Annotated in this window: 27 protein-coding genes; 12 read left to right on the top strand and 15 right to left on the bottom strand. The window is 65.3% G+C overall.

What is annotated here, in order from left to right; genetic code table 11:
- The first annotated feature begins 77 nt into the window (after window positions 1-77).
- On the top strand, window positions 78-431 hold the full coding sequence (locus tag ACY9XZ_RS05900; protein ID WP_463456131.1) for a hypothetical protein: 354 nt from the start codon (window positions 78-80) through the stop codon (window positions 429-431).
- A gap of 224 nt (window positions 432-655) precedes the next feature.
- Here ACY9XZ_RS05900 and ACY9XZ_RS05895 read toward each other — a convergent pair whose 3' ends face one another.
- From ACY9XZ_RS05895 to hisH, 3 genes are read right to left on the bottom strand one after another with little or no spacing between them, the layout of a single operon-like run.
- On the bottom strand, window positions 656-1390 hold the full coding sequence (locus tag ACY9XZ_RS05895) for an acetoacetate decarboxylase family protein (RefSeq protein ID WP_463456130.1): 735 nt from the start codon (window positions 1388-1390) through the stop codon (window positions 656-658).
- The gene (locus ACY9XZ_RS05890) at window positions 1387-2235 is read right to left on the bottom strand and encodes an SDR family oxidoreductase (RefSeq protein WP_463456129.1); all 849 of its coding nucleotides are present in this window, start codon (window positions 2233-2235) and stop codon (window positions 1387-1389) included. Before ACY9XZ_RS05890 ends, ACY9XZ_RS05895 begins: the two co-directional genes overlap by 4 nt.
- A 21-nt stretch (window positions 2236-2256) precedes the next feature.
- Window positions 2257-2904, bottom strand: a complete 648-nt coding sequence (gene hisH, locus ACY9XZ_RS05885) for an imidazole glycerol phosphate synthase subunit HisH (protein WP_463456128.1) — start codon at window positions 2902-2904, stop codon at window positions 2257-2259.
- 171 nt (window positions 2905-3075) lie between these two features.
- Between hisH and ACY9XZ_RS05880 the strand changes: the two genes are divergently transcribed.
- The gene (locus tag ACY9XZ_RS05880; RefSeq protein ID WP_463456127.1) at window positions 3076-3441 is read left to right on the top strand and encodes a hypothetical protein; all 366 of its coding nucleotides are present in this window, start codon (window positions 3076-3078) and stop codon (window positions 3439-3441) included.
- A gap of 27 nt (window positions 3442-3468) precedes the next feature.
- Here ACY9XZ_RS05880 and ACY9XZ_RS05875 read toward each other — a convergent pair whose 3' ends face one another.
- From ACY9XZ_RS05875 to ACY9XZ_RS05860, 4 genes are all read right to left on the bottom strand, one after another.
- Window positions 3469-4056: a uracil-DNA glycosylase gene (locus ACY9XZ_RS05875; protein ID WP_463456126.1), complete on the bottom strand. Its 588-nt coding sequence runs from the start codon at window positions 4054-4056 to the stop codon at window positions 3469-3471.
- A 112-nt stretch (window positions 4057-4168) separates the two neighbouring features.
- The gene (locus ACY9XZ_RS05870; protein WP_463456125.1) at window positions 4169-4612 is read right to left on the bottom strand and encodes a RidA family protein; all 444 of its coding nucleotides are present in this window, start codon (window positions 4610-4612) and stop codon (window positions 4169-4171) included.
- Between the two features lie 221 nt (window positions 4613-4833).
- The gene (locus tag ACY9XZ_RS05865) at window positions 4834-5385 is read right to left on the bottom strand and encodes an endonuclease dU (protein WP_463456124.1); all 552 of its coding nucleotides are present in this window, start codon (window positions 5383-5385) and stop codon (window positions 4834-4836) included.
- Window positions 5382-5567, bottom strand: coding sequence for a DUF5786 family protein (locus ACY9XZ_RS05860; RefSeq protein ID WP_004515979.1), 186 nt, complete (start codon window positions 5565-5567; stop codon window positions 5382-5384). Before ACY9XZ_RS05860 ends, ACY9XZ_RS05865 begins: the two co-directional genes overlap by 4 nt.
- Before the next feature lie 150 nt (window positions 5568-5717).
- On the opposite strand from ACY9XZ_RS05860, the gene ACY9XZ_RS05855 reads away from it, so the two are divergent.
- Both ACY9XZ_RS05855 and ACY9XZ_RS05850 read left to right on the top strand, forming a co-directional pair.
- Entirely contained in the window at window positions 5718-6329 is a 612-nt protein-coding gene (locus tag ACY9XZ_RS05855; protein ID WP_463456123.1) for an MBL fold metallo-hydrolase, read from the top strand.
- A gap of 49 nt (window positions 6330-6378) precedes the next feature.
- The gene (locus ACY9XZ_RS05850) at window positions 6379-7284 is read left to right on the top strand and encodes a hypothetical protein (RefSeq protein ID WP_463456122.1); all 906 of its coding nucleotides are present in this window, start codon (window positions 6379-6381) and stop codon (window positions 7282-7284) included.
- A 60-nt stretch (window positions 7285-7344) separates the two neighbouring features.
- Here ACY9XZ_RS05850 and ACY9XZ_RS05845 read toward each other — a convergent pair whose 3' ends face one another.
- Window positions 7345-7494: a 50S ribosomal protein L40e gene (locus ACY9XZ_RS05845; protein WP_004960523.1), complete on the bottom strand. Its 150-nt coding sequence runs from the start codon at window positions 7492-7494 to the stop codon at window positions 7345-7347.
- 95 nt (window positions 7495-7589) lie between these two features.
- On the opposite strand from ACY9XZ_RS05845, the gene ACY9XZ_RS05840 reads away from it, so the two are divergent.
- Complete coding sequence (locus tag ACY9XZ_RS05840; RefSeq protein ID WP_463456121.1) at window positions 7590-8663, top strand: enolase-like domain-containing protein; 1074 nt, start codon at window positions 7590-7592, stop codon at window positions 8661-8663.
- 169 nt (window positions 8664-8832) lie between these two features.
- On the opposite strand, the gene ACY9XZ_RS05835 is transcribed toward ACY9XZ_RS05840, so the two are convergent.
- Window positions 8833-9348 carry a DUF367 family protein gene (locus tag ACY9XZ_RS05835; protein WP_463456120.1) on the bottom strand — a complete coding sequence of 172 codons (516 nt, stop codon included), beginning with the start codon at window positions 9346-9348 and terminating at the stop codon, window positions 8833-8835.
- An 87-nt stretch (window positions 9349-9435) separates the two neighbouring features.
- On the opposite strand from ACY9XZ_RS05835, the gene ACY9XZ_RS05830 reads away from it, so the two are divergent.
- Together ACY9XZ_RS05830 and ACY9XZ_RS05825 are read left to right on the top strand one after the other, a co-directional pair.
- The gene (locus ACY9XZ_RS05830; RefSeq protein WP_463456119.1) at window positions 9436-11022 is read left to right on the top strand and encodes a redoxin domain-containing protein; all 1587 of its coding nucleotides are present in this window, start codon (window positions 9436-9438) and stop codon (window positions 11020-11022) included.
- Window positions 11019-11399: a nuclear transport factor 2 family protein gene (locus ACY9XZ_RS05825; RefSeq protein ID WP_463456118.1), complete on the top strand. Its 381-nt coding sequence runs from the start codon at window positions 11019-11021 to the stop codon at window positions 11397-11399. The genes ACY9XZ_RS05830 and ACY9XZ_RS05825 overlap by 4 nt, the downstream gene beginning before the upstream one ends.
- A 24-nt stretch (window positions 11400-11423) precedes the next feature.
- On the opposite strand, the gene ACY9XZ_RS05820 is transcribed toward ACY9XZ_RS05825, so the two are convergent.
- The 3 genes from ACY9XZ_RS05820 to ACY9XZ_RS05810 form a co-directional block, all read right to left on the bottom strand.
- Window positions 11424-12134, bottom strand: coding sequence for a class I SAM-dependent DNA methyltransferase (locus ACY9XZ_RS05820; protein WP_463456117.1), 711 nt, complete (start codon window positions 12132-12134; stop codon window positions 11424-11426).
- 125 nt (window positions 12135-12259) lie between these two features.
- Window positions 12260-13642, bottom strand: a complete 1383-nt coding sequence (gene serS, locus ACY9XZ_RS05815) for a serine--tRNA ligase (protein ID WP_463456116.1) — start codon at window positions 13640-13642, stop codon at window positions 12260-12262.
- 75 nt (window positions 13643-13717) lie between these two features.
- Window positions 13718-14161 (bottom strand): universal stress protein, encoded by a 444-nt coding sequence (locus ACY9XZ_RS05810; RefSeq protein ID WP_463456115.1) that lies wholly within the window; start codon window positions 14159-14161, stop codon window positions 13718-13720.
- Window positions 14162-14268: 107 nt separating this feature from the next.
- On the opposite strand from ACY9XZ_RS05810, the gene ACY9XZ_RS05805 reads away from it, so the two are divergent.
- From ACY9XZ_RS05805 to ACY9XZ_RS05795, 3 genes are all read left to right on the top strand, one after another.
- The gene (locus tag ACY9XZ_RS05805; RefSeq protein ID WP_463456114.1) at window positions 14269-15177 is read left to right on the top strand and encodes an MBL fold metallo-hydrolase; all 909 of its coding nucleotides are present in this window, start codon (window positions 14269-14271) and stop codon (window positions 15175-15177) included.
- Window positions 15178-15320: 143 nt separating this feature from the next.
- Window positions 15321-15557 carry a hypothetical protein gene (locus ACY9XZ_RS05800; protein ID WP_424327631.1) on the top strand — a complete coding sequence of 79 codons (237 nt, stop codon included), beginning with the start codon at window positions 15321-15323 and terminating at the stop codon, window positions 15555-15557.
- A gap of 113 nt (window positions 15558-15670) precedes the next feature.
- Window positions 15671-16618, top strand: a complete 948-nt coding sequence (locus ACY9XZ_RS05795; protein WP_463456113.1) for a mechanosensitive ion channel family protein — start codon at window positions 15671-15673, stop codon at window positions 16616-16618.
- Window positions 16619-16653: 35 nt separating this feature from the next.
- Here ACY9XZ_RS05795 and ACY9XZ_RS05790 read toward each other — a convergent pair whose 3' ends face one another.
- A complete protein-coding gene (locus ACY9XZ_RS05790; protein ID WP_463456112.1) occupies window positions 16654-17901 on the bottom strand; it encodes a magnesium transporter in 1248 nt (415 codons plus the stop codon).
- Between the two features lie 185 nt (window positions 17902-18086).
- On the opposite strand from ACY9XZ_RS05790, the gene ACY9XZ_RS05785 reads away from it, so the two are divergent.
- Window positions 18087-19991, top strand: coding sequence for a cation:proton antiporter domain-containing protein (locus tag ACY9XZ_RS05785; protein WP_463456111.1), 1905 nt, complete (start codon window positions 18087-18089; stop codon window positions 19989-19991).
- Here the strand turns inward: ACY9XZ_RS05785 and ACY9XZ_RS05780 are convergent.
- Together ACY9XZ_RS05780 and ACY9XZ_RS05775 are read right to left on the bottom strand one after the other, a co-directional pair.
- On the bottom strand, window positions 19988-20443 hold the full coding sequence (locus tag ACY9XZ_RS05780; RefSeq protein ID WP_463456110.1) for a PaaI family thioesterase: 456 nt from the start codon (window positions 20441-20443) through the stop codon (window positions 19988-19990). The two genes, ACY9XZ_RS05785 and ACY9XZ_RS05780, sit on opposite strands and share 4 nt — an antisense overlap.
- Window positions 20444-20536: 93 nt before the next feature.
- Window positions 20537-21199: a DUF47 family protein gene (locus ACY9XZ_RS05775; RefSeq protein WP_463456109.1), complete on the bottom strand. Its 663-nt coding sequence runs from the start codon at window positions 21197-21199 to the stop codon at window positions 20537-20539.
- A 205-nt stretch (window positions 21200-21404) separates the two neighbouring features.
- Here ACY9XZ_RS05775 and ACY9XZ_RS05770 point away from each other — a divergent pair, with 205 nt between their 5' ends.
- Window positions 21405-21872: an NUDIX hydrolase gene (locus ACY9XZ_RS05770; protein WP_463456108.1), complete on the top strand. Its 468-nt coding sequence runs from the start codon at window positions 21405-21407 to the stop codon at window positions 21870-21872.
- The last annotated feature ends 51 nt before the right edge of the window (window positions 21873-21923 follow it).

Below are 21923 nucleotides of genomic sequence, written 5' to 3'. Positions count from 1 at the left end.
AAGCATTGATAACTCCCCTGCCTCCGACGGAATTCGGCTGCTGAAGCCGACGCCGTTTTGTCACCCCTTTCCGTAGCATGGATGTGACCGCAGTCGAGGAGTGGGTGGCCGACCTCGAAGCCGCCGGGGAGTTGACCCCCGACGCAGTGTCGGCTATCGTCGATATCCACGGTGACCGCGGCCACCAGGCCATCGAGGCTGTCGGCGAGAGCCGCGTCAAGCAGTACCGCGATTTCACCGTCGTCGTCGGCCACGACGACGAGTACATCGTCGAGGACGGCGGCTGTACCTGCGCCGACAGCGAGTACAACCTCGACGCCGACGACCCCGACCAGCTCTGTTGGCACGCCATCGCCGTCCGCGTCGCCGAGGCTATCGACGCCGTCGACGAGCACGATATGTGGTACTCTGAGGTCCGGGAGTTCCTCTAGTACCTTTTTACTGCGTCGGGTGTCCTCGCGCGCTCTTCGAGCGCGCTGCGGGCACCACTCCTTGCAAAAATCTACGCTAAAAACGACCTCCGAGTCGCGGCCTGCGGCCGCGCTCGGAGTGAAACCGCGCCGCAGGCGCGGTATGCTGGGACGGGTTCCGTACTTCTTAGCCCCGCTACAGCGATTGCACTGCTTCGCTACAACGACTGCACCGCTCTGCCCCGCTACCGCTCCACCGGCCGCCCAGCGCCGTACGCAATTCGCCCCTCCAGCGAGAGCCGAAGGACGGAGCGGGAGCCGAGTTCGAGCGAACGGAGCGTATCGGCTCGCTCGTGGTCGCCCGGGTCCACGTCGACGCGACCGCTCAGCGGTGCGGCCCCCAGTTTCCCCCGGAACTCGATAGGGGTCCGTTCGAGTCGGCCCGCCCGAACTGCGTAGCTCTCGGTTCGGTCTCGACGCTCCCAGGTCCGGGGCCAGTCGATACTGACGGTCGCCACGCGGTCGCCGTCCTCGACAACTGTCGTCTCGCGGCGGGTCGCGTCGTCGCGGTGGGTGATGTCGGCGACCGTCTTCGGATAGCCCCAGATTTCCTCGCCGAGGGCGCGAGCAGGCTCGGTCGTCACCGGGAGCGACCAGACGTAGCTCCCAGCCGTGCGGGTCAGCAGCGGAACCAGCGGCGGCTGCCATCCCTCCGGCGTCGCTACGATCATCACCGCGAACTCGTCGTAGGGTGCCATCGCGTCGTCGCCGATACGATGGTACTCGACACAGAGGAGCACGACCGCGGCTCGCCGGGCCGTCGTTCGGACCGGTGTGAGTCCAGCGGGCAGCAGCGACTCGGCAACGTCGTAGCGCGCTGGGAGCACTGCTCCGGCGACCGTCGCCTCAGTGACCAACGGCAGCGTCACCTCGTGGCCGGTCGACAGCCGAACCCGGTCGCCATCGGTCAGTTGCGTCATCCCAGCCACCGCCCCAGAAACGCGCTCGCTCGACCGAACCCGCGGTGAATCGGGTCCTGGAGTCGCGCCGGCAGCCAGTGGGTCCACCGGACGAACGTGGCGAAGGCGCCGACGGGGTAGCGGGCCTTCGGCGGGTCGTCGGTCGCCGCCAAGAGGACCGTCGCGGCGATGGCTTCTGGTGTCGTCGCCAGCGGGCCGCCGGTGAGAACCCAGCCGGTTTCGAGCGCGTCGTACGTCCGCTCGTAGGTCGGTGTTCGGTCCTCGTCGGTCAGGCCTTCCAGCGCGCTGTCGGCGAACCCGGTGTCGACCCACGCCGGTTCGACGAGCGAGACGTGGATATCGTCCGCTCCGGTGACTTCGATCCGCAGCGCGTCAGTCAGGGACTCGACGGCGGCCTTGCCGGCCGAATACGCGCCGAGTCCGGGCGACGCGGTGTGGCCCAGCACGCTGGAGACGGTGATGATGCGCCCGCCGTGCTCGCGCATCTGGGGTAAAACTGCCTGGACGAGCCGGTGTGGCCCGTGGACCAGCACGTCGAACTGCTCGCGAACGTCGTCGCTGGATACGTCCTCGATTGGACCGGCAACCCCGTAGCCCGCGTTGTTCACCAGGCAGTCAAGCCGGCCGGTCTCGGCGATGATTCGGTCGACGACGGCCTCGATCTGTGCGTCGTCGGTCACGTCGAGTTCGAGACAGCGACAGCGCTCGCGGATGTCGTCCGGAAACTCGCTCTCGATGTCCGTCGCGTAGACGGTCCAGCCCTCGTCGGCGAATGCCCGCGCCGTCGCCGCACCGATGCCCGACGCTGCGCCGGTGAGCAGGACCACAGAATCTCCTGTCGACATGAAATACCCCCGTGCCGGAACTCAGTGGTCGAGGCAGTAGTCGACGTAGTTCCGGAGGATACGCAGCCCCGTCTCGCCCGATTTCTCCGGGTGGAACTGCGTGCCGAAGACGTTGCCGGCGTCGTTGGCGACAATCGAGGCGAAGTCCGTCCCGTAGTCCGTCGTCGCCACCGTCGCGCGCTCGTCGTCGGGGACGGCGTAGTAGGAGTGGACGAAGTAGGCGTATTCGCCGTCCACGCCCTCGACGAGCGGGTGGTCCCGCGTCACGTCGAGTTCGTTCCAGCCCATGTGTGGCACGGTCTGGTCGCGGCTGAACCGGACGTTCTTCCCGGGAATGAGGTCCAGCCCTTCGGCATCGCCTTGGCCGGCGTGGTCGGCCTCCTCGCTCGTCGTCAGGAGCATCTGCATCCCGAGGCAGATACCGAACAGCGGCGTGCCGGCCTCGGCCTGTTCGACCAGCGCCTCGCGGAACGGGCCGGCGTTGTCCATCCCCTCGGAGAAGGCCCCGACGCCGGGCAGGACGATGCCGTCGGCCGCGTCGAACTCCGCGGGGTCCTCCGAGAGGGTGACGTCCGCGCCGGCGCGTTCGAGCCCGCGCGTGACGCTCCGGAGGTTCCCCAGTCCGTAATCGACGACGACCACGTCGGCGGTCGTCTGTCTCACACTCATACGCTCCTGTAGACGCACAGGGGCTAAGTGACTTCCTGTTCGAACAAGCCTTCGGCACAACCACTGCCCGGCGGGAGATACCGACTACGACCATCTATTCGGCCCCGATGAGGATATCAACTATGAAAATAAGCTAGCCCAGTTTTATTCACCTACCGCATACGGCCGTTGATGGTTGATATTACAGAGATCTTGTATGTCGACGGTAACGTTCTCATCGCTGAATTCCCTGAAGAGATGGAGATGACGGACGAGACGTTCGCGAAAGTCAACGAGCGGTTCGAGGAACTCGCCTCACAGTCGGCGGTCGACACACATATCTCGAATCTCCAGATGGAGGGGTCGCTGAACAACGACGTGTTCTCACGGGCCCAGGAGGCCGCCGAAGCGGGCAAGGAGTTCGGTATCACGGACTGGATCATCGTCTCCGAGGGGATCAAGAAGATGGCGCTCAAGAGCCAGGTCGGCGAGATCCCGGACGTTGATATTTCGCTCGTCGACACGAAGGCAGCGGCGATGGATATCGCAGCGAAGTAGCGGTTCCGCGCCGCACTCCCCGACGTTTTAAAATTCGCCGAGTCGCGACTGTCCGCTCTGGGCGTCGGTAAACTCCGCGGCACTCGTCAGCGCCGACTCGAACGTCTCTTTCTGGCTCGGGTCGTACAGCGTCGCCGCCGGGTGGACCGAAACGAGCACGCGGCGCGGCTGGCCGGCGATAGCCACGTCGAACACGTCGCCCGCTTCGCCGGTGACCGCCACGTCGCGCTCCAGCAAGTGTTCGGCCGGGACTTTTCCGAGCGTCACCACGACTTCGGGGTCGACGCGGTCGATCTCCGTCTCCAGATAGTCCCGACAGTTCGCGAGTTCGCCTTGTCGCGGGTCACGGTTGTCCGGCGGACGACAGCGCACGCAGTTGGTGATGCGCACGTCGCCCCGGTCGAGGCCGGCCTCGCGCAGCGCCTCGTCGAGCACGTCGCCGCTCCGGCCGACGAACGGCTCGCCCTGTTCGTCCTCGTTCGCGCCGGGGGCCTCCCCGACGAACAGCAGGTCCGCGTCCGCGGGGCCGACGCCGTTGACGATTCGCGAGCGCGAGCGACAGAGCTCATCACAGCGCTCACAGCCGACGACGTCGAGGCCGTCCATCTGCTCCATGCCCCGCCGTTCGTACCGGGGGCTCTCAAACGCAGCGGTCCGCCGCCGGAGTTTTGCGCGGCACACGGTTCCGTCCGTCTCAGCGAGAACGGCCGTCCGGAGTCGACAGCGATTACCGCTTTACACCCGTCGCTTCGATCTGTACGGCCGCGTCGTTCGGCAGGCTTGTCACGCCGACGACGGTCCGTGACGGTCGCTGCCCGTCGAAAAACGCCGCGTATGCTTGCTTGACCGCTGTCAGCTGATCCATCTCTGTGAGATACACCGTCGTCCGCATCAGATCACGCGATTCGAGACCGGATTCGGCAGCCATCGCACGGATCTGGTCAAGCGCGGCCAGCGTCTGCTCCCGGACGCCGCCGCTCCGGACCGTTTCCACGTCGGGGACCTGCCCGTCGAAGAACACGAGCTGGCTGTCCTGCTGGCGCGTACCGTACACGCTGTGTTCTGTCGGCTGATCGCCCTCGTACCGGGTGACGCTACTGTTGATGTTCGTCTGCTCGTTCGTTTCTGCGGGCTCTACAGCATTCCTCGTCTGTGTTCTGCTTTCTGCCATTGTATCTCTACAAACACAGTGTCGGGCAATCAGACTATCTTTAGCTATTGCTAACCACTGGCGGGAAAATGCTATTGATGCCTTTCAGTCGGTCTAGGAATTCTAATCATATTTTGGCTATAGACCACCTGTCGAAGCGGAAGCTAAAATACGTGAATCCGAGCTGAATCGTTGCTCTGCGGTCACTGTCACACCATATCCGGCTGACCCTACCGTTCGAGTCACTCCATCTCGACCAGCCCTCGCGCCGCCAGTCTGGCGACACGGAGTGGTTCCGGACGGCCGCCCTCCGGCGTGAACGCACGAACGACGTCCGCGGCGGCGCTGTCGTCGAGGCCGACGCTCCGGACGTACACCGACTCCTCGTTCACCGTCACTGGTCGCCGCTCCGGTTGGGCGCGGTAGGTCGCCAGCCGGTCCTGCACGACATCGGGGTCGTCGAACGCCTCGCGGATGGCCCCCGCAAGCCCCGGCGAGGAATCGAAGGTGACCGAGATGACCGGCAGGTCGGTGTGTTCGTGAATCCGCCGGAGGTCGAGGACGTTGAACCACGCCGGCGCGATACCCGCCACCAGCAGGTAGCGGATGTCCTCGCGGTCCAGTCGGTCGACCATCCCACACACCGTCTCGGTCGCGTCGCTCCCGCCGACCGTGGCAGTAGTAAAAACAAAGCCGTCGGCCACTCTACTGGCGCGAACGACAGCGCCGGCGAACTGACTGGTTGCTCCCCGATACGACTCCGCGACGCCAAGGGCCCGTGCCCCGGATTTCACGTGTTCTGGTTGTCTTTGATGTCTTCCAGTCTGTCGAGTAGTTCGTCGTTCGACGCGGTGAACTCGTATTCGATGTCGCCCTCGTGGGCGTTTTCTTCAGCATCGAGGCCGTCCTCGTCCTCGAAGTCTGTGTCGTACTCCTGATTGTCTTGTTCCGATTCGTCGTAGCTCCCGAACCCCATGGTACGTGTACAACTATGACGTTCCGATTGAAAAATCACTCGGCACCCCTCCTGTGTTTATTAGACGACAGAACGCCCTGTTTCCCGGTTGTCTGCCCGTTCCGATAGCCGGACAGTACACTCAAGCGGGCCGCGCCACAGAGGTCGTGTATGGACGTTCACAACGTCACTGCCGAGGCCGAGACGTTCACCTGCAACGCCTACCTCGCGACCGGCGAACAGACGACGCTGGTCGACGCTGGCGCGATGCGCGGCGTCGTCGACGTGATCCGCGAGCACGCCGACGCGCTCGATGCCGTCGTGTTGACCCACCAGCACGGCGACCACGTCCAGCAACTCGACGCCGTTCTCGACGCCTTCGACGCGCCGCTGTACGCCTACGGGACCCATCCACGCCGGGATCACGAACTCGCCGATGGCGACACCCTTCTGGTCGGCGACGAGGAATGCGAGGTCGTCTACACGCCCGGCCACGCCGACGACCACGTCTCGCTGGTCTCCGAGGCGTCGCTGTTCTCCGGCGACGTAGTCGTCCACGACGACGGCGCGTTCGACGACGGCTCCTTCGGCCGCACCGACCGCCCCGGCCAGTCCCGTGAGCGCCTCATCGAGAGCATCGAAGATATCCTCGCCCGCATGCCCGATGGCGTCGAACACATGTACTCGGGTCACGGCGGCGTCTTCCACGGCGACGTTCGCGAGGTCGTCGAACGCGCCCTCGAACGGGCCGAGCGCCGCGAGCCGAAGTACCCAGACGAGTGAGCGCCCAGCGCGGCGTAACGCTCTACTTCTCGGGGCAATATTCGAGCGCATGAACCAACGACTCGTGACCGGGGCGGCGCTGGCGCTGTCCGGCGTCGTGCTGGCCGGTATTCAGGTTCTGCACGCGGTCCAGCAGACCCGGATTCCGGTGGCGGTCGCGGTCGATGCGCTCCCCTTCGTGGCGATGGCGCTCGCGATAGCGTACGCGGGCGTCTGGCTCGCTCGGGACACGACGGAGGAGGAAGCCGCGTCCCGCGTGGCCGCGTGGGCCGCCGGCGGGACGGTGGCCTTCGCCGCCGTGGCGGCGCTGCTGTTGTTCAGTCAGCGTGTGACGACCGGCTCCCTCGCCCGGGCATCGTTTCTGACCGTGGACCTCGTCACCGTCGGCGCGCTGGCGGGCGTTCTCGTCGGGCTGTACGACGCCCGGAGCCGGAGCCGGCTCCGCGAACTGGAAGCCGAGCGCGACCGCATCGAAGCCTTCGCCGGGAAGGCCGCGGACGTGAACAACTACGGGCGAGCCATCGCCAGCGCGCCCAGCGCCGACGGCGTCGCCGCCTACGTCGTCGAGGCCGTTAGCACGATGACCGGCATGGAGGAGACGGCTGTCGTCCGGCTCAGCGACGGCGACCCGGTGGTGCTCGCCAACACAATTCGAACCGTGCCGGTCGATGTCGTCGGCTCGTTCGCACAAACAGTCCGAACACGGCAAGCCGGCGAGGTTACTGTTCACGACCGGCCGTTCCCCGTTGCTCTCTCCGAGGCCGTCACCGACTGCGTGTCGGCAGTGGTTCTGGACGACGACGGCGCGACGACGGTCGTTGTCTCGGTGACGACGGCGGACACGACTGTCGGCAAAGAAGATCAAAAGCTGCTGGAACTCATCGTCTCGCACGCGTCGGTCCGCCTGGCGACGCTCGACCGCCGTTCGGTCGACGAGGACTACACCAACCGGTAGCGGAGTGGCGACGAACTGCCACCGGTAACCGGTGGTCGATCCGCGAAACGGCCCCGAAAATCAGGCGCTGCGGGTCTCTTTCGCCTTCGGGCGCAGGTTGCCGTAGCCGCATTTCCGGCACTGCTGGGCGCGCTGTGGGTTCCGAGCGTTACACCGCATGCAGATCTGCTTGTTGAGGAGTCGGTCGGACGCAGTCTCGAAGCTAGCCATGCGCGGTTGTTCCCGGTGCGCGCGTTTAAGCTTTGAGTTTCGAATCCAGCACCAACCGTCGCTGGCTTTAGACGTTCGAAGCGCGAGGATAGCGTATGTACGAGCAAGTCGCAGACCTGTCGGTCACCGTCCAGCGGTGCGAGTTCGAACGCCGAGAACGGGCCACCTCCAGCGGGTTCGACCGGGTAACGACCGTTATCCACCTCTCGGGGGCGGACGAAACCGGACGCGGCGAGGACGTGACGTACACGACCGAAGCCCACGACGCGCTGCAGGACGCCGACTCGTTGCAGGGTGAGAACCCGCCGCTGGCCGGTGAATACACGCTCGACTCGTTTTCGACGGCGCTGGAGGCGGCCGACCTGTGGCCGGACCCTCCAGAGGAGGACCGGTTCCGTCACTACCGCCGCTGGGGGTTCGAAAGCGCGGCGCTAGACCTGGCGCTGAAACAGGCCGACACGGACCTCGGGACGGCGCTCGGCCGACAGTACGACCCGGTGAACTTCGTCGTCTCGACGCGGCTGTCGAACCCGGACGACGACGCGCCGCCGACAGCGGACCGGCTGGCGAGACTGTGTGAGCGCTACGGCGACCTGGCGTTCAAGCTCGATCCCACGCCGTCCTGGAACGATGCGCTCGTCGACGACCTGACCGACTATGACGTTCGCGTGCTGGACCTGAAGGGACTATACGAGGGGACCGATGTCGATGTGGAGGCTGACCCAGAGTTCTACCGCCGCGTCGTCGACGGACTCCCGGACGCGCTGGTCGAGGACCCCGACCTGACCGACGCGACGCGGTCGGTGTTCGACGGGCAGGAGGAACGCGTCACGTGGGACGTGCCCATTACCGGCGTGGAGAGCATCGAGGCGCTACCGTTCGAACCGGCCTGGCTCAACATGAAACCCTCGCGGTGTGGGACTGTCGAGTCGGTCCTGGCAACTATTGACTATTGCGAGGAACACGACATCGACCTCTACGGTGGCGGCCAGTTCGAACTCGGCGTCGGCCGCGACCACATTCAAGCACTGGCGTCGCTGTGCTACCCCGACGGTCCGAACGACGTTGCGCCCGGCGGCTACAACGACCCCGAGCCGGACATGGACCTGCCGACGAGTCCGTTGACCCCGCCAGCGGCCCCGAGCGGCATCGGAACGGGCTTTTCGTAGGCACCCTTAGAAGTGAAGGCAAACCTACAATATTGTTCGAATACTAACTAGTAGTATGCGGTGCCAAGCCTGCGGAGAACGCATCGACGACGTGTTAGAGGCACACGCGCGGCGGGCCTGTCCACACTGTGATGCGCCGCTCCACGAGAAGCCAGCAGCGCCCCGGTGACTACTCCTCGGCGAGGTAGTCGTCCTGTACGTCGATGACGTCGCTCGAATCCTCGCAGTTCGCGTACCGTTCCAGCGGTTCCTCGTTCAGTTCCAGAAAGGTGTGGCCCCAGGAGAACGTCGAGAGGATTCGCTCGGCGTGGTCGCGCTCGCCCAGAATGACGAGCGCGCCGGCGAAGGCTTCGACGGTGTTGAGCTGGAACGCCGTTCCGTAGTTGACCGGATTGCCGGCGACGAGAAAGGGGAGCGACCGGTGAATCCCTTCGAGGTCGAACGCCTCTCGCTCGGCGGTTTCCCAGGAGCAATCGAGCGCGACCAGGCGGCTGTGGCGAGCGCCGTCGCCGACGGTCGGTCGATCCGCCGGAGACAGCGCCTGCTCGGCGAAGGGGTTGAGCACGATGCCGGGCGGCGTCGACCGCGTCGCGCGGTGGAGTTCGGCCTCGTCCATGCGGGCCAGTTTCCGCGCGCTACATTTGTCGGGGTCGTCGTCGCCCTCGTACCGGACGTGCAGTTCCACACGAGAGCTATCACCGTGGCGGATAAAAGCGACTCGCTCCGTGATAGCGTGCAAACACTGTTATAGCCGGCCTCGGTTGTACAACGTGTGCTTTCAGAGGGGACGGCGGCACCGCGGTTCGAACTGCCGGCGCTAGTCGACGGCGAGCGAAAGCGGGTCGGACTGTCAGAGTATCTCGGCGAGGACGTGGTCATCCTCGCGTTCTACCCGGCGGATTTCAACCCGGCCTGTGACGAAACGTCCTGTGACTTAGACGAACTCGATCTCTTTACGATGCAGAAGGACGTGACCATTCTCGGCATCAGCCCGGATTCCGTGTACAGCCACCGGGCCTTCGCCGACCGCTACGACCTGAAAATCCCGCTTTTGTCCGACACCGACCACGATGTCGCCCGCGAGTACGGCATCGACTTCGTGGACGACATCGGCCAGCAACTCATCGAACGCGCCGTCGTCGTCATCGACCACGACGGCGACGTGCAGTACGCCTGGAGTACCGACGACCTCCAACAGCTCCCCCACGTGGGCGAAATAAAGGACGCCATCGCGGACACTGGCGGCGACGACACCGCCTTCGCTCGCTACCGCGTCGGCCACGCCCACTACACGGAGGGTCGGCGGGCCTTTACTGCGGCGATGGACGGGTTCCGCGACTCGGAGTGGATGGTCGCCCAGGGCGACTTCCAGCAGGCCCGCGAAGAGTTCGACGCCGCCGAGGACCACTTCGACACCGCGGTTCGGTTCGTCGACGACGAGTCCCTGAAACCGATCTACGAGGACGCAAAGACCAAGGCGAACACGCTGTGGCAGGCCAGCGACTGGCTCGCCCAGGCCGCCCGCGCCTACTCCAGCGGGGACGGAGCGGAGGGTCAACAACTCCGGGACGATGCCGAGCGACCGCTAGAAACGGCCCGTGGTTACGAGGAGCCGCCCGACCCCGACGGTCCGTGGCCGCCGGACGTGGCGACGCTCGAAACGGACGGGGACGACGACCGGCCGGCTTTCCTCACACAGGACGAGTCGGCTGTGGATACGTCACTCGACGTGGATCTCGACGAGGCGGTCGAACGGACAGACAGCGAACTGTCGGAGACGGCGTCGTCGGCGCTGGATTCGACGCCGTCGCCCGAAGCCGCCGACGCGGCCGACGGGACGACGACAGAACCGGCCGACGAGACGGCGCCAGCGACGGCCGAACAGCCGGCGAACCCGGCGGCTTCGACCGCCTCCGCGGATCACGCGACAGCGGAAGAAACCGATGGAGCGGGCGAGATATCGGCGGTCGACGACACGGATATCGAGGAGATACAGGCCGAAATCGCCGCTAGCGAGGCCGAAAACGAGTCGGCGGACTCGCTGGAGACCCCGACCGCGATGGTCGAGGCGCCGCCCGACACGGTCGGCGGTGCGGACGACGACTCGTCGGCGCAAGACCCACCGGACGGCGAACAACCGACTGCCGACCGGCCGTCGGATGCTGACCCCGCGTCTGGCTCGGAAACTGACGAGTCGGTCGAACTGGATCTGGCTGATCCGAGGGCTGCTGACGGCGATACAGGGGATTCCACGGCCGATTCCGGGTCGAACGATGGCGTGGGTTCGGACACGGCTGACGAGACAGCCGATGTGGAGAGCGACAGAGACACGTCCGGCGGCCCCGAATCGGACACGTGACGCGACCCGCTCTCGTTCAGCGCGCACGGGCCTACTACGACGCCATCGACGGCGACGACTACGACCAGTTGGCCTCGCTGCTCGCCCCGTCGTTCGTCCACGACCGCCCCGACCGGACCATCGAGGGCCGGGAACGGTTCGTGCGGTTCATGCGCGAGGAGCGCCCGCAGACGAACACCACCCATCCGCTGGACGGCCTCTACTGCCGCCAGACAGACAGTGAGCCGGAACCGACCGACGGTGAAGCCACGGCGACGGCGGAGGTCGTCGCCCGCGGCCGCCTGCTGGATGCCGACGGCCAGCGCATCGTCGGCTTCGTGGACGTGTTCACTTTCGACGGGGATGTCATCGAGCACATCGAGACGTACACGCGCTGAGGTGCGGCCCGAGTACCCGCTGTTTCACTGTCCGGGCAGCGACAGCCGAACGCCGTACATCGACTCCTCGTTGTCCGTCCCCACGAGCGCGTCCACGGTCCAGGGCGTCTCGCTGACCGCATCGCGGAACCGTGACGGTGTGACCAGTAGCAAGTCGGTCCATGGCCCGGTCAAGCCGTCGTACTCGACGCGGAAGGTCCGGTAGGCGACGCCGGGCCGGACGGCGTGGGCGGCCTCGGTTTCGGGGTCTGCCCGGTCGAGCGTGTCCATGTCGGCGACGAGACGGCCGCCGGGCCGCGTCACCGTCGCCAACTCGGTGAGTGTTGTCCGGAGATCTGCCAGCGAGGTCCCGAGGCCGAGCTGCTTTCCCAGGGCCACGACGGTATCGAACCCGTCGCCCGGCGGCCGCCGGAGGTCACCGACTACAGGATGGACCACACCGCGCTCGCGGGCGACCGCGACGGCCCCTGGACTCCGGTCGCCCGCAAGCACGTCGTGGTCCCGCTCCTGCAGGACGAGCGCGTGCCGGCCGACGCCACAGCCGGCGTCGAGGACCCGTCCCGTCACCGTCGAGAGCAACCGCCGCTCGATAGGATGCCACGCGGCTGGCGGCTCGAAGTAGCCCGACAGGTGTGCTTCGCTCAGGTCGTCGTCATCGCGACGGTAGCGGGGCTGCTCCGCGAGGGCGTCGCGGTGGAAATCAAGCACCATCCGGCCGAAGGCGTCGTCGGGCATACCTCGACGGTGCTGACGGACTGATATAATAGTGTACTGAAGTGTGGTTTCGTGTACCGTACCGCATACAGACAATCGGAGCGCTGGCTGAGCGCAGTGGCCGCGGTGGCTCGGACCGTGGTGGCCTACTCTTTCTCGCCGGCACCGACGGCGCTCTCGCCGATCTTCTCGGAGCCCTCGATGACTTCTTGCCCGCCCATGTACGGGCGGAGCGGTTCGGGCACGGTGATCGTGCCGTCGTCGTTCTGGTAGTACTCCATGATCGCGACCAGCACGCGCGGGACGGCCAGTCCGGAGCCGTTCAGCGTGTGGAGGTAGTCGGCCGATTCGTGCCGTTCGGGGCGGTAGCGCAGGCCGGCCCGGCGGGCCTGGAAGTCCTCGAAGTTCGACACCGAGGAGACTTCGAGCCAGCGGCCGCCGCGGTCGGGGCCCGCGTCCATGTCGTCGCCGGGGGCCCACACCTCGATGTCGTACTTCTTGGCCTGGGTAAAGCCCATGTCGCCGGTACACATGTCGAGCACGCGGTAGGGGAGTTCGAGGCGGTCGAGTACTTCGGCGGCCTCGTCGAGCAGCCCTTCAAGCCGGTCGTAGCTGTTCTCCGGCCGGACGAAATTGACGAGTTCGACCTTGTGGAACTGATGGACGCGGACGTACCCCCGCGTCTCGGTCCCGTGTTCGCCGGCCTCGCGGCGGAAGTTCGGCGAGAACGCCTGGTGTTTGACCGGCAGGTCGTCGTCAAGCAGGATCTCGTCGCGGTACATGTTGGTGACCGGCACCTCCGCCGTCGGGAGCAGCCACAGGTCGTCGCTGTCGTAGTCGTCGTCCTGTCTGGCCCCGACGCGGTAGGCGTCTTCGGCGAATTTGGGGAGCTGGCCGGTCCCCTCCATCGAGTCGGAGTTGACCGGGATCGGCGGGAGCACGTCGACGTACTCCTGCTCGCGGTGGATGTCGAGCATGAACTGGATGAGGGCGTGTTCCAAGCGTGCGCCCTCGCCCTTGATGAACTGGTAGCCGCCGCCGGCCACCTTCGCACCGCGCTCGAAGTCGAGCAGGTCCAGGTCCTCGCCGAGGTCGTAGTGAGGCACCACTTCCTCGGGCAGGTCCCGCAGGTCCTCGAACCCCTCGCGGTAGCGCTCGACGTTGTCGGCCTCGTCCTCGCCGGTCGGGACAGACTCGTGGGGGATGTTCGGCAGTTCAAGCAGGGCGTCTTCCAGTTGGGACTCCAGTTCGTCGGCGCGCTCCTCGACCTCTTGCAGTTCGTCTTTGAGTTCCTGCGAGCGGTCGATGGCTTCCTGTGCTTCTTCCTCTTTGCCCTCCTGTTTCAGCTGGCCGATCTTGCTCGACACCTCGTTGCGTTCCTGTCGGAGGCCGTCGCCTTCGGCCTTCAGTTCCCGCCACTCCTCGTCGATTTCGAGGATTTCGTCGAGGTCTACGCCCGTGACGCCCTTCCGCTCGATGGCGTCACGCACCGTCTCGGGGTTCTCCCGGACGAACTGTCTCGATAACATGGGCGACGGTTCTCGACGGCAGAAATTAGGCGTGTCGGTCCCGCGGTGGGGCTGCCCCCGACCGTCGATCCCTCGCTACGATTCGCCGCCGACCTTGACCGCCAGCACCGGAACCGGTGAGGCCCGAACGACCGATTCGGTGACGCTGCCGATGAGTTCCCGGGACGGCCCGGTCCGCCCCTCCGTCGCCATCACCACGACGTCGATGTCGTGGCGCTCGATGTAATCGACGACCTCCTCGTGTGGGACGCCTTGCTCGACTGCCGTGGTCACGGTGTCGATATCAGCGCTTTCCGCCTGTGCGCGTATCTCGTCGACGGCCTGCTGGCCGGCGTCCGCGAGGCGGTCGAAGATGCTGCTGTCCTCGAAATCGGGAATCTGCTCGACGACCTGCTCGGTTTCGAGGACGTGCAGCGCGTGCAGACTCGCGTCGTGGCGCTGTGCGAGGTCGATGGCGTGTTCGGCTGCGGTGGCGGACCCCTCGGAGCCGTCGGTCGGAACGAGTACAGCGTCGTACATACAGTGGTGTTTCCCAGTCCGGGTAAATGGCTTTGCCCTTCGAGACATCTGACTGTCACGACAGTCGCAGCACAACGGTTTTGCCCCCGCCGGTTCGGAGAGAGTGTATGGGAATCGGTGACGTTTACGAGGTGACGGTCGGGGACTGCACAGACGTCCACTACGTCGACACCGGGATGTACGACGTAGCCGAGTACGGGTCCGTCTACATCATCGACGCCGAGCGACCGGCGCTGGTCGACACCGGCACCGGCGCGCGACACGAGACCATCCTCTCGGCGATGGAGTCGGTCGGTATCGCGCCCGAGGATCTGGAAGTCATCGCAGCGACCCACGTCCACCTGGACCACGCTGGCGGGGCCGGCTACCTCATCGAGGACTGTCCGAACGCGACGGTGCACGTCCACGAAGCCGGCAAGCGCCACCTCGTCGACCCCCAGCGGCTCTGGGAGGGGACCAAACACGCCGTCGGCGACCAGATCGAGTACTACGGCAAGCCGATACCGGTCGCCGATGACCGCATCGAGACGCTGACCGACGGCGACGAAATCGACCTGGGGGACCACTCGCTCGATGTCCTCTATGCGCCGGGTCACGCTCCGCACCAGGTCGTCTTCTACGACCCCGCCATCGACGGCGTGTTCACCGCCGACGCCGCCGGCATCTACAATCCGACGACCGACGAGATGCACGTCACGACGCCGCCGGTCAACTTCACGCTCGACCAGGCGCTCGACGACGTGGCGATGATACAGGACCTCGACCCGGACATCCTCATGTTCGGCCACTTCGGTCCCGCAGCGACCGGCGACAAACTGGAGACGTACACCGAGATACTCCCTGAATGGGTCGCGGAGGTCGAGCGAAAGCGTGAAGAACTCGCCGACGACGAGGCGGTCATCGACTACTTCCTCGAACGGGCCGACCTGGAAACCTGGGGCGAGCGCAAGGGCCGCGCCGAGATGCGCCTGAACGTCCGCGGCGTCCTCATTTCGCTGGATAACCGCGAGAAATGAGCGTTCAGTCCCTCCCCCTCAGATAATTCTCACTATCGTGTTTGGAAACACAATACCGCCGGACACAGCCGCTATTTGTAGCGAAACCCATACACCACATCATTAAACCGTTCCGGTGACTGTACCGGACGAGGCACTACTGTATGGGATTCCTTGATTCGTTTGGCGCACTTGTGAGTAGTATCATCGCGGCGATTGTGATGCTGGTGTTCGCGATTCTCAGTTTCTTCGTGACGGTGTTCATCGTCCAGATGGGGGCCGGCCTGGCTGGGTTTTCACCGACGGGGGACTTCGTGGTACTTTCGGCCGCTATCCTGGCCACTGGAGCTATCGTTGCCGGCGCATCGCCGATGACCAGTCTCAGCGGCGTCTCGGAGTAACGGCTCGGTGCGGCGGTCGATCCGTTTTTGTGACACTCACCCGACAGCGGCCCGTATCTCCGTTCCCATCACGAATACCCGCCTTTCTCAAGGCCGGGCCACAGTGTCGTGGTATGCGCCGAACTGGCTACCTCTCGTTGCTCTGTGCGCTTGTCCTGTACGCGGGCTCGCGGTTCGTGAGCCGGTTCGGCATCGACGAGCAGATTCCCGGCGTGGAACTCGAACCGCTGACGCTGCTGGCGCTCACTCTGGCGTCGATTCTGCTTGCCATGTACGGCGGGTATATCGTCACCCGGACGTACCTCATGGACCACACCCAGAACAAGCGCCGCCAGCACGACGTGCGGAACGTCCTCCGACTGACCTTCGGCATCCTCGGGATGATCGCGGTGTTCGGCGTCATCACCCGGGAGTGGGTGAGCGTCCTGTTCTCGCTCGGCGTGCTCGGGTTCGCGGTCACGTTCGCGCTCCAGCAGCCGTTGTTCTCGCTCATCGGCTGGCTGTACATCATGACGAAGCGGCCCTATCAGGTGGGCGACCGCATCGCTATCGAGGAGATGCGCGGCGACGTGGTCGCGGTCGATTTCTTCGTCACGGAGGTGTGGGAGATCGACGGCGACCTCGTCTCCTCGAACCAGCCGTCGGGCCGCATCGTGACCGTCCCGAACAGCACGGTGCTGTCTTCTCGGGTCGTCAACTTCTACGGCGAGGGCGTCCAGTACGTCTGGAACGAACTCTCGATACAGGTCGCCTACGAGACCGACCTGGCGTTCGCGTCCGAGGTGATGGTCGACGTGGCGACCGACCATCTCGGTGACGAGATGGCCGAACAGGTCCGCGAGTACCGCGACCGCCTCGCCGAGACACCGGTCGAACTCGACGTGAACGAACAGCCGACGGTCAACATCACACAGGGGGAGTCGTGGGTCGAGCTCCGACTCCGGTATCTCGTCCATCCCCGGCGCGGCACTCGGATGCGGAACGCGCTGTACGCGGACATCCTCGAACGGTTCAACGAACACCCGGATCGGGTGAAGTTCCCGGTGAGCCGGAACCGGTGAGGGCAATCCGCTGTCGAAACAGCGGACAAGCGGCCTTAGAGGACGCTCTGGGCCAGCCCGAGGAAGATGAAAAAGCCCAGCACGTCCGTCGCGGTCGTGATGAAGATGGTCGCGGACGTGGCCGGGTCCTTTCCGACTTTGTCCAGCACCAGCGGAATGATGGTCCCGAAAAAGCCCGCGATGACGAGGTTCAGCACCATCGACACGCCGAGCACCAGTCCAAGCAGCGGGCTCTGATTGAATACGGATGCGATTATCGCGACGAGGACGCCGGTAATCGCGCCGTTGATAGCGCCGGCGATGACCTCGTTGATGATCGCTCTGCTACCAGTCGACAGCGAAATCTGGCCGAACGCGAGGCCCCGAACCGTAACGGCCATCGACTGCGTGCCGGCGTTGCCGCCCATCCCGGCGACGACCGGCATGTACACCGCAAGCAGGGTGAACGCCGCGATGGTGTCCTCGAAGAAACCGACCGCGCCGGCCGCCAGAAACGCCGTTCCGAGGTTGATGATGAGCCACTTGTACCGGTAGCGGACCTTCGACAGCGGCCCGTCGAGGACGCTCTCCTCCTCGCGGACGCCCGTGAACTCGTACAGCGTCTCGCCGGCTTCCTCCTCGATGACCCGCAGGAGATCCTCCGCGTAAATGACCCCGAGGATGCTCCCGTCGTCGTTCAGTACGGCGACGGAACTCTCCGGGTTCGCCCGGAACACGTCGACCACGTCGGTGTCCGGACTGTCGAAGTCGACTGCCGGCGTCTCGCGGACGTGCTCCCTGAGATCGACCGATTCCTCGTCCGTCATCGCCAGCGTCTGTCCGGGGAGTTCGCCGAGCAAGTCGTCGCCGTCGGTGACGAAGATGGTCGGGAACCGACCGGTTCTTTCCTCGTGTCGCTCGACACGGCGGGCGACGTCGGCCAGACTGCGGTCGACGTCGACGGTGACGTAATCGAGGTGCATCAGCCCGGCCGCGCTCTCGGGGCTGAACTCCAGCAGGAACTCGGCCTTTTCCCTGCGGTCCTCGTCGAGTCGCTGCAGCACGCGCTCGCGGGTCTCCTCGTCGGCCAACCCGAGCACGTCCGCTACCTCGTCGGGGTCTAGCCGCCGGACGAACCCCTGTAGCTGCTCGCGGTCCAGCTCCGCGACCAGCGACGCCTGGGTTGTCTCCGGGAGCTGGAAGAACACCCTGCGCTGCTGGCTCCGCGACAGCGATTCGAACTCCGCGGCCGGCGTCGACGAGGTGGCAACCGCCTCTGTCGCATCCGGCATCAGTTCGTCCATACCTATCTCGCCAGTGCAATCCCCTAATTAGTTCGGTCCCCGCTATCGGTACTGAGGCGGTTCGCAACCGAGCAGCTGTATCGCCGACGGCCGGGTAGCGACCGACCGTGGACGAGCGATTGCAGGCGACAGTGAGTGCGTTTTTACGAAGGCGATGCGTTAGGCTGGACAGATGGAGGCCAACTGTGGCTGGTAGTTCGGGAATACTGATTCCGCTCGTCGCTGGCATCATCGGACTTGGCGTCCTTGCACAGGTCCTCGCAGCGCGCCTGCGCGTGCCCAGTATCATCTTCTACTTGCTGGTCGGTGTCATCATCGGCCAGCCCGGACTGGGCATCATCGGTGACGGGACCTTCGGCGGGGCGCTGTCGGCAATTGTCGGCCTGGCGGTCGCAATCATCGTCTTCGAGGGGGCCTACCACCTCCGGTTCGACCGTTTGCGGGAGGCCCCGGCCGCGACGTTCCGGCTCGTGACCGTCGGTGCGGCTATCGCGCTCGTGGGCACTGCCATCGCCGTCAAGTTCGCGTTCAACTCCGCGGCCGTCTCCTGGAACCTCGCGTTCCTGATCGGGGCACTGCTGGTCGCAACCGGACCGACGGTCATCACGCCGATTCTCAACGTCGTTCCGGTTCGGGACCGCGTCGCCGCCGCACTGGAGACGGAGGGTATCGTCAACGACGTGACCGCGGCCATCATCGCCGTCGTCATCTTCGAGACGGTCAACCCTGCGGCGTCGAGCGAGGGGTTGTTGCGGTCGTTCGCGCTTCGACTGGGGACGGGGCTACTCGTTGGTCTCCTCGTCGCTGGCGTAGTGTACTACCTCCTCCAGTACGTCGACCTCTCGCCCGGCGACGCACCGCGGAACTCCCGACTACTCGTGCTCGCCGGAGCGCTCATCGCCTACGCTGGCGCGAACACGATAGCGACCGAAGCCGGCGTCGCCGCCGCCGCGACGGCGGGGATGGCGCTGGGTAACGTCGACCATCCCTACGAGGAGGACATCGAGGAGTTCAAAGGCGACATCACGCTGCTGGTGCTGTCGTTCGTGTTCATCGCGCTGGCGGCCCAGCTGGAGCTCGCGTCGCTCATCGATGTCGGACTGTCGGGCATCATCGTCGTCCTCGCGGTCGCGCTGCTCATCCGACCGCTGCTGGTGTTCGTTTCGGCCGTCGGTGATCGGTTCACTACCAACGAGAAACTGTTCGTCAGCTTCGTCGGACCGCGCGGGATTATTCCGGCGTCCGTCGCCACGCTGTTTGCCGTCGAACTGAACGCCGCAGCCGAGGAGGTCGGCGGGGCACAGGCCGAACTGCTGGGAACGCAGGCTGATATTCTGCTGGGAACCGTCTTTCTGGTTATCTTTGCGACCGCCCTGTTCGAGGGCGGACTGGCGCGATACATCGCGGAAAAACTGGATGTGATACCAATGCGAGTCATTATCGTCGGCGGCGGACAGGTGGGCCGAGCGCTCGCCGCACGCCTCGAAGACCGGGGCGAGAACGTCGTCATCATCGAACAGGACGAAGAGAGCATCGAACGAGCCCGCAACGAGGGGTACGCCGTCGAAATCGGTGACGGCACCGACACCGACATGTTGCGGTCGGCCGGTGCGGACAACGCCAAGACCGTCGTCGCGGCGACCGGCGACGACGACGCGAATCTGCTGGTGTCACAGCTAGCGAGTTCGAAGTTCGGCGTCGAACGGGTCATCGCCCGCGCGAACAACCCGGACAACGTCGAGGCGTTCGAGGACCTTGGCGTCCGGACCATCTCCTCGGCCATGGCGACGGCCTGGGCCATCGACAACCAGATCGAGCGCCCGGCTATCGCCCACTGGATGACCGATATCGGTCGCAGTGGCGACGTCCAGGAGGTCGAAGTCCAGAACCCGGAACTCATCGGCAAGCCGATCAGCGAGGTCGGGCCGATGCTCCCCGAGGCGTGTCTGGTCGCGCTCGTCAGCGGCGAGGGCCACGAGAACGCGGAGGTGCCGATGGCCGACTACGTTCTTCAGGACGGGGATATGCTGACGCTCCTGGGTCGTCGGGAGTCCGTACGCGACGGGATGAAGATGGTCGGCGGCGACTAGTCGTCGCCGGTAAGCTGTTCGACGTCCGATTCGTCGACGCCTTTCGACCACGGCGACTCGCCGCGCTCGCCGTCGGTTTTGTACGTTCCACGAGCGCTTGCGATGTGATGGCCGTCGGTGTCGTACACTTCGGCATCGACGACCGAAACGCTCCCGCCGTTCCGGACCACCTCCGCCTCGGCCCGTAAATCGGTGGTTGCCGGCGCGAGGTAATCGATCCGCATGTCGACCGTCGGCGAGACGGTGCCCGATTGCGAGACGACGGCCGCCCCGCCGACGGTGTCGACGAGCGAGTACGTGACGCCGCCGTGTACGATCATCGATTCGGGGTTCGAGGAGTGGCTGTCCTCCAAGGGAAGTTCGCCCGCCGCATAGCCGTCCTCGACGGCCGTGATCTCCATCCCTAACTGCTCGACGAACGGGATGGCGTTGAACATCGATTGGAGACTCATGGCTATCCCCAGGGAACCGAGTCCCATAAGCCCCCGACAACGGCCGGAAACGGGCGCGGTGTGGTCGCTCGTCGCGGTGGCTCGATGGCGGGCCTACATGTCCGCTCGACAAAACACAAGCTGGTCGGCGGCGTCCTCGATCGCGTCCGGGACCGCGTCCAGCGACCGGACGAGTTCACGAACGACGAGGGCGTCGGCCGTCGACCGCTCCTCGAACGCCCGCGCGACGATTTCGTCCCGGTACTGGTCACACTGTGACTCTAGTTCCGTGATTCGGTCGACGGCATCGGCAATCGCCGGCGGGGAATCGTCAGTCACGAGCGCCCGGACGTACGCTTCGATAGCCTCCGTCAGGAGCGCGTTGGCCTCACACGCCAGCGCGGCGATGTTCTCTAACCGCTCCACTGTCGGCTCGGTCAGCGTCGGCGACATCGCATCGAGGTCGCGAACGAACGTCTCCGCGGCGTCCGGGACCGCGTCCACCATCGTGAACAGTTCCGTGAGCTCTGCCCCGCGGAGGTACAGCGCGGTGAACTCCGGCCGTGCTCGGCCGACGGCTCCGCAGAGCCGCCGCCGGTAGTCATCACAGATCGATTCCTGCCGCCCGAGTTCAGCGGTCGCGTCCGCGAAGGCCTGTGTGTCGCCGTACACCCCGAGCGCCTGTGGCAGCACCACGAGGCAGTCCTCGACCGCGGTGAGATACGTCCCCGTCCTGTCTGCGACGTCACCAGCGTGCTCCGCTATTTTAGTTCCCATCAGTGTACTCAAGCGAAAACCCGCTGGAAAACGCTGCTATGTGAGCTATATACTGGTTTAGTAGAGATAATTGACCGTTCTTGCTGACACGTCCCGGCCGGTCGAGTGCCGCGCCCGACCGGCAGCGTCCCACCCCCGATGACCTAATATGATTTTAGGCAGATATGTGGGTACTACTATATGTCTGTCGTAGGTACCGGATGGCATGCAACCACAGCGGGCGACGTACGTCAAGAAAGCCTGCGCCTACATCACCAGGAACGGGTCGGAACTCCTGGTGTTCGACGGGCCGGGCCACGACGGGCTACAGATACCGAAGGGAACCGTTGAACCGGGCGAGAAACCGCGGGTCGCCGTCCAGCGGGAGGCCGTCGAGGAGAGCGGGCTGGCCTCCTTCGAGCGCCTGCAACACATCGCCACCGACGTCTGGACGCGCCGCCAGTCGCCCCCGAAGCGGTACGTGCGGTCGTTCTACCACCTCCCCGTTCACGAGTCCCGGGATCACTGGGTCCACACCGTCACTGGAACGGGCGAGGAACGCGGCGCGGAGTTCGAGTTCTCGTGGGTCGACCTCCCGACCGACGCCACCTTCGCACTCGACCTCGACGACTATATCCACTCGTTGACGAGTCCCGCCGAGACGATGACGGCCGGCGATGTAGCTGCCGATTAGCTCTTTTTCTTGTTGTCGCACTGCCCGCACGCTGCTCGCAGTGTGATAGTT

It is taken from the genome of Haloarcula sp. HT12 (assembly GCF_055271655.1).
Note: the sequence above shows the minus strand (reverse complement) of the source record. Positions and strands in the feature narration are given on the sequence as shown.

Coding starts and splice junctions, on each gene's coding strand:
- ACY9XZ_RS05855 (WP_463456123.1), top strand. CDS start 5,718: ATGGACGTTCACAACGTCACTGCCGAGGCCGAGACGTTCACCTGCAAC.
- ACY9XZ_RS05895 (WP_463456130.1), bottom strand. CDS start 1,390: ATGACGCAACTGACCGATGGCGACCGGGTTCGGCTGTCGACCGGCCAC.
- ACY9XZ_RS05770 (WP_463456108.1), top strand. CDS start 21,405: ATGCAACCACAGCGGGCGACGTACGTCAAGAAAGCCTGCGCCTACATC.
- ACY9XZ_RS05845 (WP_004960523.1), bottom strand. CDS start 7,494: ATGGCTAGCTTCGAGACTGCGTCCGACCGACTCCTCAACAAGCAGATC.
- ACY9XZ_RS05780 (WP_463456110.1), bottom strand. CDS start 20,443: ATGAGTCTCCAATCGATGTTCAACGCCATCCCGTTCGTCGAGCAGTTA.
- hisH (WP_463456128.1), bottom strand. CDS start 2,904: ATGAGTGTGAGACAGACGACCGCCGACGTGGTCGTCGTCGATTACGGA.
- ACY9XZ_RS05810 (WP_463456115.1), bottom strand. CDS start 14,161: ATGTACGACGCTGTACTCGTTCCGACCGACGGCTCCGAGGGGTCCGCC.
- ACY9XZ_RS05880 (WP_463456127.1), top strand. CDS start 3,076: ATGGTTGATATTACAGAGATCTTGTATGTCGACGGTAACGTTCTCATC.
- ACY9XZ_RS05800 (WP_424327631.1), top strand. CDS start 15,321: ATGGGATTCCTTGATTCGTTTGGCGCACTTGTGAGTAGTATCATCGCG.
- ACY9XZ_RS05840 (WP_463456121.1), top strand. CDS start 7,590: ATGTACGAGCAAGTCGCAGACCTGTCGGTCACCGTCCAGCGGTGCGAG.
- ACY9XZ_RS05795 (WP_463456113.1), top strand. CDS start 15,671: ATGCGCCGAACTGGCTACCTCTCGTTGCTCTGTGCGCTTGTCCTGTAC.
- ACY9XZ_RS05790 (WP_463456112.1), bottom strand. CDS start 17,901: ATGGACGAACTGATGCCGGATGCGACAGAGGCGGTTGCCACCTCGTCG.
- serS (WP_463456116.1), bottom strand. CDS start 13,642: ATGTTATCGAGACAGTTCGTCCGGGAGAACCCCGAGACGGTGCGTGAC.
- ACY9XZ_RS05820 (WP_463456117.1), bottom strand. CDS start 12,134: ATGCCCGACGACGCCTTCGGCCGGATGGTGCTTGATTTCCACCGCGAC.
- ACY9XZ_RS05890 (WP_463456129.1), bottom strand. CDS start 2,235: ATGTCGACAGGAGATTCTGTGGTCCTGCTCACCGGCGCAGCGTCGGGC.
- ACY9XZ_RS05775 (WP_463456109.1), bottom strand. CDS start 21,199: ATGGGAACTAAAATAGCGGAGCACGCTGGTGACGTCGCAGACAGGACG.
- ACY9XZ_RS05860 (WP_004515979.1), bottom strand. CDS start 5,567: ATGGGGTTCGGGAGCTACGACGAATCGGAACAAGACAATCAGGAGTAC.
- ACY9XZ_RS05870 (WP_463456125.1), bottom strand. CDS start 4,612: ATGGCAGAAAGCAGAACACAGACGAGGAATGCTGTAGAGCCCGCAGAA.
- ACY9XZ_RS05805 (WP_463456114.1), top strand. CDS start 14,269: ATGGGAATCGGTGACGTTTACGAGGTGACGGTCGGGGACTGCACAGAC.
- ACY9XZ_RS05875 (WP_463456126.1), bottom strand. CDS start 4,056: ATGGAGCAGATGGACGGCCTCGACGTCGTCGGCTGTGAGCGCTGTGAT.
- ACY9XZ_RS05900 (WP_463456131.1), top strand. CDS start 78: ATGGATGTGACCGCAGTCGAGGAGTGGGTGGCCGACCTCGAAGCCGCC.
- ACY9XZ_RS05850 (WP_463456122.1), top strand. CDS start 6,379: ATGAACCAACGACTCGTGACCGGGGCGGCGCTGGCGCTGTCCGGCGTC.